At 70.8% G+C, this 11,210-nt stretch carries 9 protein-coding genes; 8 read left to right on the forward strand and 1 reads right to left on the reverse strand.

What is annotated here, in order from left to right:
• Positions 1-160: 160 nt before the first annotated feature.
• On the reverse strand, positions 161-661 hold the full coding sequence (gene bldD / locus ACWGDE_RS30015; RefSeq protein ID WP_069929708.1) for a transcriptional regulator BldD: 501 nt from the start codon (positions 659-661) through the stop codon (positions 161-163).
• A gap of 277 nt (positions 662-938) precedes the next feature.
• On the opposite strand from bldD, the gene pyrR reads away from it, so the two are divergent.
• The 8 genes from pyrR to pyrF all read left to right on the forward strand — a co-directional run bounded on the left by pyrR (position 939) and on the right by pyrF (position 11,013).
• On the forward strand, positions 939-1,514 hold the full coding sequence (gene pyrR / locus ACWGDE_RS30020; protein ID WP_453392175.1) for a bifunctional pyr operon transcriptional regulator/uracil phosphoribosyltransferase PyrR: 576 nt from the start codon (positions 939-941) through the stop codon (positions 1,512-1,514).
• Between the two features lie 119 nt (positions 1,515-1,633).
• A complete protein-coding gene (locus ACWGDE_RS30025) occupies positions 1,634-2,626 on the forward strand; it encodes an aspartate carbamoyltransferase catalytic subunit (RefSeq protein WP_453392176.1) in 993 nt (330 codons plus the stop codon).
• Positions 2,627-2,628: 2 nt separating this feature from the next.
• A complete protein-coding gene (locus ACWGDE_RS30030; protein ID WP_453392177.1) occupies positions 2,629-3,915 on the forward strand; it encodes a dihydroorotase in 1,287 nt (428 codons plus the stop codon).
• On the forward strand, positions 3,912-4,496 hold the full coding sequence (locus ACWGDE_RS30035; protein WP_453392178.1) for a PH-like domain-containing protein: 585 nt from the start codon (positions 3,912-3,914) through the stop codon (positions 4,494-4,496). The genes ACWGDE_RS30030 and ACWGDE_RS30035 overlap by 4 nt, the downstream gene beginning before the upstream one ends.
• Entirely contained in the window at positions 4,493-5,659 is a 1,167-nt protein-coding gene (gene carA / locus ACWGDE_RS30040; RefSeq protein WP_453392179.1) for a glutamine-hydrolyzing carbamoyl-phosphate synthase small subunit, read from the forward strand. The genes ACWGDE_RS30035 and carA overlap by 4 nt, the downstream gene beginning before the upstream one ends.
• Positions 5,652-8,960, forward strand: coding sequence for a carbamoyl-phosphate synthase large subunit (carB, locus tag ACWGDE_RS30045; RefSeq protein ID WP_453392180.1), 3,309 nt, complete (start codon positions 5,652-5,654; stop codon positions 8,958-8,960). Before carA ends, carB begins: the two co-directional genes overlap by 8 nt.
• 104 nt (positions 8,961-9,064) lie before the next feature.
• Positions 9,065-10,174, forward strand: coding sequence for a quinone-dependent dihydroorotate dehydrogenase (locus tag ACWGDE_RS30050; protein ID WP_453392181.1), 1,110 nt, complete (start codon positions 9,065-9,067; stop codon positions 10,172-10,174).
• Positions 10,171-11,013, forward strand: a complete 843-nt coding sequence (gene pyrF, locus ACWGDE_RS30055; RefSeq protein WP_453392182.1) for an orotidine-5'-phosphate decarboxylase — start codon at positions 10,171-10,173, stop codon at positions 11,011-11,013. The genes ACWGDE_RS30050 and pyrF overlap by 4 nt, the downstream gene beginning before the upstream one ends.
• Positions 11,014-11,210: the final 197 nt, after the last annotated feature.

Consider the following 11,210-nt stretch of genomic DNA (forward strand, 5'->3'; position numbering starts at 1 on the left):
GTCGTTTCGGGGTCGGTGCGGGGGATGGGCCCCGGCTCCGGTCCGGGCCTCGGGCCTCCCCCCTGACACAGAAAACCGGCGGGGCACCAGGGGCCTCTCGGCTCCCCGGCACCCCGCCGGTAACGTTTCTGCTGGGCTCGCGCCCGGTACTTCCGTCGGACTAGATGTCCTCGTGCGCCACCGCGCGCCGCGCGTCCGCGTCCAGCACGCCCCAGCTGATGAGCTGCTCGGTCAGGACCGAGGGGGACTGGTCGTAGATGACGGCGAGGGTGCGCAGGTCGTCCTGGCGGATCGAGAGCACCTTGCCGTTGTAGTCGCCGCGCTGGCTCTGGATGGTGGCCGCGTAACGCTGCAGCGGGCCGGCCTTCTCCGCGGGGACGTGGGCCAGGCGCTCCAGGTCCAGACGCAGCTTCGGCGGCGGCTCGGCCGCTCCGCCGGGGGTCGTGCCGGGCAGCAGTTCCTGCACCGGAACACCGTAGAAGTCCGCCAGCTCGGCGAGGCGCTGGACGGTCACGGCGCGGTCCCCGCGCTCGTAGGAACCGACCACCACGGCCTTCCAACGGCCCTGGGACTTCTCCTCGACACCATGGAGGGAAAGGCCCTGCTGGGTGCGGATGGCGCGGAGCTTGGCCCCGAGCTGTTTGGCGTATTCGCTGGACATAACGCTCCCGGACGCTGTGCGCTGTGACGACATGGACGCATGGACGACATGGCCCACGAGATGGACCACGTGCGGCTCCGCCGCGCGGCTGGTAACTCACTGTGAGGTTACGCAGCGTTACTTGGATGCGTCAAGCCGAATGGTCTCCAACGCCCACTTAAGAGGGGTCCTGAGCAGCCCCGGTGCGAGGCCCGGGGAATACCCCTGGTACCGTGGAACAGGTACATCAGACGTCCTTTAAGGTCCGTCCCGTGAGGCGGAGAAGGAGGTCCTTTTCATGGACACTCAGCAGCAGTCCGATGTCATGCGCCCCGTTCTCGAAGCGCAGGACATCGCCCGGGTCCTGACCCGGATCGCCCACGAGATCGTCGAACGCGCCAAGGGCGCCGACGACGTGGTGCTCCTCGGCATTCCCACCCGCGGCGTGTACCTCGCCCGCCGGCTGGCCGCCAAGCTCGAAGAGATCACCGGTGCCAAGATCCCGGTCGGCTCCCTCGACATCACCATGTACCGCGACGACCTCCGGATGAAGCCGGCCCGCGCCATCGGCCGCACCGAGATCCCCGGCGACGACATCGACGGCCGCCTGGTCGTCCTCGTCGACGACGTCCTCTTCTCCGGCCGCACCATCCGCGCCGCCCTCGACGCCCTCGGCGACATCGGCCGCCCCCGCGCCGTGCAGCTCGCCGTCCTCGTCGACCGCGGCCACCGCGAACTGCCGATCCGCGCCGACTACGTCGGCAAGAACCTCCCCACCTCGCTGCGGGAGAACGTCCAGGTCCAGCTCCAGGAGGAGGACGGCCGCGACGCCGTACTGCTCGGCCAGCGGACCGACCGGGCAGCGGGGCAGTAGCCCGTACGAGTGATCGGGCCCCCTCGGGGGGTCCGCGCCGAAGCCTGCCCTGCCGCACCCCCAAGCCCGCTGTTCGCCCTCCCCACAGCTCTGACCTCACCGACGTACGGAGAATCCGGATGAAGCGCCACCTCATCTCGGCCGCCGACCTCACGCGCGACGACGCCGTCCTGATCCTCGACACCGCCGAGGAGATGGCCCGCGTCGCGGACCGGCCGATAAAGAAGCTGCCCACCCTGCGCGGCCGCACGATCTGCAACCTCTTCTTCGAGGACTCCACCCGCACCCGGATCTCCTTCGAGGCCGCCGAGAAGCGCCTGTCCGCCGATGTGATCAACTTCGCGGCCAAGGGCTCCAGCGTCTCCAAGGGCGAGTCCCTCAAGGACACCGCCCAGACCCTGGAGGCCATGGGCGTCGACGCGGTCGTCATCCGCCACCACGCCTCCGGCGCCCCCTACCGGCTCGCGACCTCCGGCTGGATCGACGCCCCCGTCATCAACGCCGGCGACGGCACCCACGAGCACCCCACCCAGGCACTGCTCGACGCCTTCACCATGCGCCGCCGCCTGGTCGGCAAGGACGCCGGGCTCGGCAAGGACCTCAACGGCCGCCGGATCACCATCGTCGGCGACATCCTGCACAGCCGGGTCGCCCGCTCCAACGTCCACCTGCTGCACACCCTCGGCGCCGAGGTCACCCTGGTGGCCCCGCCCACCCTGGTGCCCGTCGGCGTCGAGGCCTGGCCGTGCGAGATCTCGTACAGCCTGGACGAGGTGCTGCCGAAGTCCGACGCCGTGATGATGCTGCGCGTGCAGCGCGAGCGGATGAACGCGGCCTTCTTCCCGACCGAGCGCGAGTACTCCCGCCGCTACGGGCTGGACGGCACCCGCATGGCGCGGATGCCCGAGCACGCCGTCGTGATGCACCCCGGCCCGATGGTCCGCGGCATGGAGATCACCGCCGAGGTCGCCGACTCCGACCGCTGCACGGTCGTCGAGCAGGTCGCCAACGGCGTCTCCATCCGCATGGCCGTCCTGTACCTGCTGCTCGGAGGCTCCGAGCCCGCCGTCACCACCAGCACCACCGCCGCCCGCACCGAGGAGACGAAGTAAAGATGAGCAAGATCCTGATCCGTGGCGCGAAGGTACTCGGTGGCGAGGCGCAGGACGTCCTGATCGACGGCGAGACCATCGCCGAGGTCGGCCAGAACCTCTCCGCCGAGGGCGCGACCGTCATCGAGGCCGAGGGCCGGACCCTCCTCCCGGGCCTCGTCGACCTCCACACCCACCTGCGCGAGCCCGGCCGCGAGGACTCCGAGACCGTCCTCACCGGCACCCGCGCCGCCGCCTCCGGCGGCTACACCGCCGTGTTCGCCATGGCCAACACCTTCCCCGTCGCCGACACCGCCGGCGTCGTCGAGCAGGTGTGGCGCCTGGGCAAGGAGTCCGGCTACTGCGACGTGCAGCCCATCGGCGCCGTCACCGTCGGCCTGGAGGGCAAGCAGCTCTCCGAGCTGGGCGCCATGCACGAGTCCGCCGCCCGCGTCACCGTCTTCTCCGACGACGGCAAGTGCGTCGACGACGCCGTGATCATGCGCCGCGCCCTGGAGTACGTGAAGGCCTTCGGCGGCGTCGTCGCCCAGCACGCCCAGGAGCCGCGCCTGACCGAGGGCGCCCAGATGAACGAGGGCATCGTCTCGGCCGAGCTCGGCCTCGGCGGCTGGCCGGCCGTGGCCGAGGAGTCGATCATCGCCCGCGACGTCCTGCTCGCCGAGCACGTCGGCTCCCGCGTCCACATCTGCCACCTCTCCACCGCCGGCTCCGTCGAGATCGTCCGCTGGGCCAAGTCCCGCGGCATCGACGTCACCGCCGAGGTCACCCCGCACCACCTGCTCCTCACCGACGAGCTCGTGCGCTCGTACAACCCGGTCTACAAGGTCAACCCGCCGCTGCGCACCGAGCGCGACGTGCTGGCCCTGCGCGAGGCGCTCGCCGACGGCACGATCGACATCGTCGCCACCGACCACGCCCCGCACCCGCACGAGGACAAGGACTGCGAGTGGGCCGCGGCCGCCATGGGCATGGTGGGCCTGGAGACCGCGCTCTCCGTCGTCCAGCAGACGATGGTGGAGACCGGACTGCTCGACTGGGCGGGCGTCGCCGAGCGGATGTCCTTCGCTCCGGCGCGCATCGGCGGCCTCCCGAACCACGGACGCCCCGTCTCGGCAGGTGAACCCGCGAACCTGACCTTGGTCGATACCTCGTACCGTGGTGTCGTGGACCCCGCACACTTCGCCTCCCGCAGCCGCAACACGCCTTACGAAGGCCGTGAGCTGCCGGGGCGCGTCACTCACACCTTCCTGCGGGGCCGGGCAACGGTCGTGGACGGGACACTGGCGTGACACCTGCAGTAATCCAACGGGCCGCCGAGGCCGCCGAACGACAGTCGGCGGAGGTGACGGACTGGGGCGCCCGCATCGCGTGGGTGGCCGGTCTGCTCGTCTTCATCGCGTTCGTGTACTGGCTGATGCGGCAGGGCTGGAAGTGGCGCGGCACCCTGCAGAGCGATCTGCCGGAGCTGCCCGCCGCCCCCAGCGGCCTGCCCGAGCACCGGCTGGCCCTGACCGGCCGGTACCACGGGTCCACCACCGCAGGGCAGTGGCTCGACCGGATCGTCGCCCGCGGTCTGGGCGTCCGCAGCCGGGTCGAGCTCACGCTCACCGATGTGGGCCTCGACGTGGTCCGTCCGGGTGCCACCGACTTCTTCGTACCGGCCGCGCAACTGCGCGGCGCCCGCCTCGACAAGGGAATCGCGGGCAAGGTACTCACCGAGGGCGGTCTCCTCGTCGTCACATGGGCGCACGGCGACAGGCTGATCGACTCCGGATTCCGCTCCGACCGCGCGGCGGAACACGCCGCCTGGGTCGAAGCGATCAACATCATGAACCACTCAATCACCACGACGGAAGGCGCCGAACGATGACGACCTCCACCAGGGGAGCAGCCAAAGCTCCCGCCGTACTCGTCCTGGAGGACGGTCGGATCTTCCGCGGCCGCGCCTACGGCGCTGTGGGGGAGACCTTCGGCGAGGCCGTGTTCTCCACCGGCATGACCGGCTACCAGGAGACCCTCACCGACCCGTCGTACCACCGGCAGGTCGTCGTGATGACCGCCCCGCACGTGGGCAACACCGGCGTCAACGACGAGGACCCCGAGTCCTCCCGCATCTGGGTCGCCGGGTACGTCGTACGCGACCCCGCGCGGGTCCCCTCGAACTGGCGCTCGCAGCGCTCGCTCGACGAGGAGCTCGTCAAGCAGGGCGTCGTCGGGATCTCCGGCATCGACACCCGCGCCCTGACCCGCCACCTGCGCGAGCGCGGTGCCATGCGCGTCGGCATCTTCTCGGGCGAGGCGGTCGCGGGTCCCACCGACGATGCCGCGCTGCTGGCCCGCGTGCTGGAAGCCCCGCAGATGAAGGGCGCCAACCTCTCCGCCGAGGTCGCCACCAAGGAGACGTACGTCGTCCCCGCGATCGGTGAGAAGAAGTTCACGGTCGCCGCCGTGGACCTCGGCATCAAGGGCATGACCCCGCACCGGATGGCCGAGCGCGGCATCGAGGTGCACGTGCTCCCCGCGACCGCCACCGTCGAGGACGTGTACGCGGTCAACCCCGACGGCGTGTTCTTCTCCAACGGCCCGGGCGACCCGGCCACCGCCGACGGCCCCGTCGCGGTCATGCAGGGCGTCCTGGAGCGCAAGACCCCGCTCTTCGGCATCTGCTTCGGCAACCAGATCCTGGGCCGCGCGCTCGGCTTCGGCACCTACAAGCTGAAGTACGGCCACCGCGGCATCAACCAGCCGGTCCAGGACCGCACCACCGGCAAGGTCGAGATCACCGCGCACAACCACGGCTTCGCCGTGGACGCACCCCTCGACAAGGTGTCCGAGACCCCCTACGGCCGCGCCGAGGTCTCCCACGTCTGCCTGAACGACAACGTCGTGGAAGGCCTCCAGCTGCTCGACCAGCCGGCCTTCTCCGTCCAGTACCACCCCGAAGCTGCCGCCGGCCCGCACGACGCCGCGTACCTCTTCGACCGTTTCACGTCTTTGATGGAAACCGCCCTGATGGAGGCCGAGCGTGCCTAAGCGCACCGATATCCAGTCCGTCCTGGTCATCGGCTCCGGCCCGATCGTCATCGGCCAGGCCGCGGAGTTCGACTACTCCGGAACCCAGGCCTGCCGCATCCTCAAGGCCGAGGGCCTGCGGGTCATCCTGGTGAACTCCAACCCCGCGACGATCATGACCGACCCGGAGATCGCCGACGCCACGTACGTCGAGCCGATCACCCCCGAGTTCGTCGAGAAGATCATCGCGAAGGAGCGCCCCGACGCGCTGCTCCCGACCCTCGGCGGCCAGACCGCGCTCAACACCGCCATCTCCATGCACGAGCAGGGTGTGCTGGAGAAGTACAACGTCGAGCTCATCGGCGCCAACGTCGAGGCGATCAACAAGGGCGAGGACCGCGACCTCTTCAAGGGCGTCGTCGAAGCAGTCAACGCCAAGATCGGCTACGGCGAGTCCGCCCGCTCGGTCATCTGCCACACGATGGACGACGTCATCCAGGGCGTCGACACCCTCGGCGGCTACCCCGTCGTCGTGCGCCCCTCCTTCACCATGGGCGGCGCCGGCTCCGGCTTCGCCCACAACGAGGAAGAGCTGCGCCGCATCGCCGGCCAGGGCCTCACGCTCTCCCCGACCACCGAGGTGCTCCTGGAGGAGTCCATCCTCGGCTGGAAGGAGTACGAGCTGGAGCTGATGCGCGACACCAAGGACAACGTCGTCGTCGTCTGTTCCATCGAGAACTTCGACCCGATGGGCGTCCACACCGGTGACTCGATCACCGTCGCCCCGGCGATGACGCTCACCGACCGCGAGTACCAGCGGCTGCGCGACATCGGCATCGCGATCATCCGCGAGGTCGGCGTCGACACCGGCGGCTGCAACATCCAGTTCGCGATCGACCCGGTCGACGGCCGCGTCATCGTCATCGAGATGAACCCGCGCGTCTCGCGCTCCTCGGCGCTCGCGTCGAAGGCCACCGGCTTCCCGATCGCCAAGATCGCCGCCAAGCTGGCCATCGGCTACACCCTCGACGAGGTCCCCAACGACATCACCGAGAAGACGCCGGCCTCCTTCGAGCCGTCCCTCGACTACGTCGTCGTCAAGGCCCCGCGCTTCGCCTTCGAGAAGTTCCCGCTCGCCGACAACACCCTCACCACCACCATGAAGTCGGTGGGCGAGGCCATGGCCATCGGCCGCAACTTCACCGAGGCCCTCCAGAAGGCCCTGCGCTCCTTGGAGAAGAAGGGCTCGCAGTTCACCTTCGTCGGCCCCACCGGCGACAAGGAAGAGCTCCTCGCCACCGCGGTCCGCCCGACCGACGGCCGCATCAACACCGTCATGCAGGCCATCCGCGCCGGCGCCACCCAGGAAGAGGTCTTCGAGTCCACGAAGATCGACCCCTGGTTCGTCGACCAGCTCTTCCTGATCAAGGAGATCGCCGACGAGCTGGCCGCCGCCGACAAGCTCCACCCCGAGCTGCTCGCCGAGGCCAAGCGCCACGGCTTCTCCGACGCCCAGATCGCCGAGATCCGCGGCCTGCGCGAGGACGTCGTCCGCGAGGTCCGCCACGCGCTCGGCGTCCGCCCGGTCTACAAGACGGTCGACACCTGCGCCGCCGAGTTCGCCGCGAAGACCCCGTACTTCTACTCGTCCTACGACGAGGAGTCCGAGGTCGCCCCGCGCGAGAAGCCCGCGGTCATCATCCTGGGCTCCGGCCCGAACCGCATCGGCCAGGGCATCGAGTTCGACTACTCCTGCGTCCACGCCTCCTTCGCGCTCAGCGACGCCGGCTACGAGACCGTGATGGTCAACTGCAACCCGGAGACCGTCTCCACGGACTACGACACCTCCGACCGCCTGTACTTCGAGCCGCTGACGCTCGAGGACGTGCTGGAGATCGTCCACGCCGAGTCGCTGGCCGGCCCCATCGCCGGTGTCATCGTCCAGCTCGGCGGCCAGACCCCCCTGGGTCTCGCGCAGGCCCTGAAGGACAACGGCGTCCCCGTCGTCGGCACCCCGCCGGAGGCCATCCACGCCGCCGAGGACCGCGGCGCCTTCGGCCAGGTCCTCGCCGACGCCGGCCTGCCCGCCCCCAAGCACGGCACCGCCACCACCTTCGCCGGCGCCAAGGCCATCGCCGACGAGATCGGCTACCCCGTCCTCGTACGCCCCTCGTACGTGCTCGGCGGCCGCGGCATGGAGATCGTCTACGACGAGGACCGGCTGTCCTCGTACATCGCCGAGTCCACCGAGATCTCGCCGACCCGCCCCGTGCTGGTCGACCGCTTCCTCGACGACGCCATCGAGATCGACGTCGACGCCCTCTACGACGGCACCGAGCTCTACCTCGGCGGCGTCATGGAGCACATCGAGGAAGCCGGCATCCACTCCGGCGACTCGGCCTGCGCCCTGCCCCCGATCACCCTCGGCGGCTACGACATCAAGCGGCTGCGCGCCTCCACCGAGGCCATCGCCAAGGGCGTCGGCGTCCGCGGTCTGATCAACATCCAGTTCGCGATGGCGGGTGACATCCTCTACGTCCTGGAGGCCAACCCGCGCGCCTCCCGGACCGTCCCCTTCACCTCGAAGGCGACCGCCGTCCCGCTCGCGAAGGCCGCCGCGCGCATCTCGCTCGGCACCACCATCGCCGAGCTGCGCGAAGAGGGCATGCTCCCGAAGACCGGCGACGGCGGCACCCTGCCGCTCGACGCGCCGATCTCCGTCAAGGAGGCCGTCATGCCCTGGTCGCGCTTCCGCGACATCCAGGGCCGCGGCGTCGACACCGTCCTCGGCCCGGAGATGCGCTCCACCGGCGAGGTCATGGGCATCGACTGCGTCTTCGGCACCGCCTACGCCAAGTCGCAGGCCGGCGCCTACGGCCCGCTGCCCACCAAGGGCCGCGCGTTCATCTCCGTCGCCAACCGCGACAAGCGCTCGATGATCTTCCCGGCCCGCGAGCTCGTCGCCCACGGCTTCGAACTCCTCGCCACCTCGGGCACCGCCGAGGTGCTGCGCCGCAACGGCATCAACGCCACCGTCGTGCGCAAGCTCAGCGAGGGCGAGGGCCCGGACGGCGAGAAGACCGTCGTCCAGCTCATCCATGACGGCCAGGTCGACCTGATCGTCAACACCCCGTACGGCACGGGTGGCCGCCTCGACGGCTACGAGATCCGTACGGCCGCCGTGGCGCGCGGCGTCCCGTGCCTCACCACGGTCCAGGCGCTCGCCGCGGCCGTCCAGGGCATCGACGCGCTCAACCGCGGCGACGTCGGCGTCCGCTCGCTCCAGGAGCACGCGGAACGCCTGACGGCGGCCCGCGACTAGCAGCCCGTACGACCCGTAGAGGGGAGGGGGACACCGTCGAGCGCGATGCGCGACGGATGTCCCCCTTCTCATGAGCGCACAAGCGAACTGGGAACCACTCGACGATGTACAAACTCTTCTTCAACCTGGTCTTCAAGCGGATGGACCCGGAGCAGGCCCACTACACGGCCTTCCGCTGGATCCGCCTCGCCGCGGCCACGCCGGTGCTGCGCACCTTCGTCGCCGCCTACCTGGCCCCGCGCCACGAGTCGCTGCGCACCGAGGCCCTCGGACTGCGGATGCACGGCCCCTTCGGGCTCGCGGCCGGCTTCGACAAGAACGCCGTCGCCATCGACGGGATGTCGATGCTCGGCTTCGACCACATCGAGATCGGCACGGTCACCGCCCAGGCGCAGCCGGGCAACCCGAAGAAGCGGCTGTTCCGGCTCGTCCCGGACCGCGCGCTGATCAACCGCATGGGCTTCAACAACGAGGGCTCGGCGGCCGTGGCCGCGCGCCTGGCCGCCCGTAACCCGGTCTTCAAGACCGTCGTCGGCGTGAACATCGGCAAGACGAAGGTCGTCCCGGAGGAGGAGGCCGTCGCCGACTACGTCGCCTCGACCGAACGCCTCGCGCGCCACGCCGACTACCTGGTCGTCAACGTCTCCTCCCCGAACACCCCGGGGCTGCGCAACCTCCAGGCGACGGAGTCGCTGCGGCCGCTGCTGAGCGCCGTACGGGAAGCCGCGGACCGCGTGGTGACCGACCGGCGGGTCCCGCTGCTCGTCAAGATCGCCCCGGACCTCGCCGACGAGGACGTGGACGCCGTCGCCGACCTGGCCCTGGAGCTGGGTCTGGACGGCATCATCGCCACCAACACGACGATCGCCCGCGAGGGGCTGGGCCTGAAGTCCTCCCCGTCCCTGATCAAGGAGACCGGCGGACTGTCCGGCGCCCCGGTCAAGGAGCGCTCGCTGGAGGTCCTGCGCCGGCTGTACGCCCGCGTCGGGGACCGGCTGGTCCTGGTCGGCGTCGGCGGCATCGAGAACGCCGAGGACGCCTGGCAGCGCATCCTGGCCGGCGCGAGCCTGGTCCAGGGCTACAGCGCCTTCATCTACGAGGGCCCCTGCTACGCCCGCGCCATCCACAAGGGCCTGGCCGCGCGCCTGGCCGCCAGCCCCTACGCGACCCTCGCCGAAGCGGTGGGCGCCGAAACCCGAAAGGCCGCGCTGTGAGCACTGTGATCCCGTTCGGTACGCGCCTGCGCGAGGCGATGGACACCCGCGGTCCGCTGTGCGTGGGCATCGACCCGCACGCGGCGCTGCTGGCCTCGTGGGGCCTGAACGACGACATCGCGGGCCTGGAGAAGTTCTCCCGGACCGTGGTCGAGGCGCTGGCCGAGACCGTGGCGGTGTTCAAGCCGCAGGCGGCGTTCTTCGAGCGGTTCGGCTCGCGCGGGATCGCGGTACTGGAGCAGACCGTGGCGGACGCCCGCGCGGCGGGCACGCTGGTGGTCATGGACGCGAAGCGGGGTGACATCGGCTCGACGATGGCCGCGTACGCGGAGACGTTCCTGTCGCCGTCCTCGCCGCTGTTCTCCGACGCGCTCACCGTCTCCCCGTACCTGGGCTACGGCTCGCTCGCACCGGCGGTCGAGCTGGCGCGGGCCTCCGGGGCGGGGCTGTTCGTCCTCGCGCTGACCTCGAACCCGGAGGGTGCGGAGGTCCAGCGGGCGGTGCGGGAGGACGGCCGCACGATCGGCGCGACGATGCTGGCGCACCTCGCGGCGGAGAACGCCGGGGCCTCGCCGATGGGCTCCTTCGGAGCGGTGGTGGGCGCGACCCTCGGGGACCTGTCCTCGTTCGACCTGGACATCAACGGGCCGCTGCTGGCCCCCGGCATCGGCGCGCAGGGCGCGACGGCCGCGGACCTCCCGCGGGTCTTCGGCGCGGCCGTCCGCAACGTCGTCCCGAACGTGTCGCGGGGCGTCCTGAAGCACGGCCCGGACGCGGCGGCGCTGCGAGCCTCGGCGCAAGAGTTCGCGGACGAGATCCGCAAGGCCGTCACGGCCTGACCCCCCGTACCCCAGGCTGCCCCTGGTCCCGCCTCCCGGGCGAGCCCAGGTCCAGCCTCCGGGGCGGTGCCCCGAGCCCGTTGGCCGGGCGGTGCCCGAGGGCCGGTGCCCCGGGCGGTGCCCCGGGCACGGCCCGCGGGCTGGGCCGGGGAGCGTTGCCAGGTGCGGCGCCCTTGCCGGGGGGCAGCGCCCGGACC

The organism is Streptomyces sp. NPDC054956 (assembly GCF_053609185.1).

What these genes read in the sequence shown, in the direction of transcription:
- ACWGDE_RS30050 (WP_453392181.1), top strand. Translation starts at nt 9,065, where the DNA reads ATGTACAAACTCTTCTTCAACCTGGTCTTCAAGCGGATGGACCCGGAG.
- bldD (WP_069929708.1), bottom strand. Translation starts at nt 661, where the DNA reads ATGTCCAGCGAATACGCCAAACAGCTCGGGGCCAAGCTCCGCGCCATC.
- ACWGDE_RS30030 (WP_453392177.1), top strand. Translation starts at nt 2,629, where the DNA reads ATGAGCAAGATCCTGATCCGTGGCGCGAAGGTACTCGGTGGCGAGGCG.
- pyrR (WP_453392175.1), top strand. Translation starts at nt 939, where the DNA reads ATGGACACTCAGCAGCAGTCCGATGTCATGCGCCCCGTTCTCGAAGCG.
- ACWGDE_RS30025 (WP_453392176.1), top strand. Translation starts at nt 1,634, where the DNA reads ATGAAGCGCCACCTCATCTCGGCCGCCGACCTCACGCGCGACGACGCC.
- carA (WP_453392179.1), top strand. Translation starts at nt 4,493, where the DNA reads ATGACGACCTCCACCAGGGGAGCAGCCAAAGCTCCCGCCGTACTCGTC.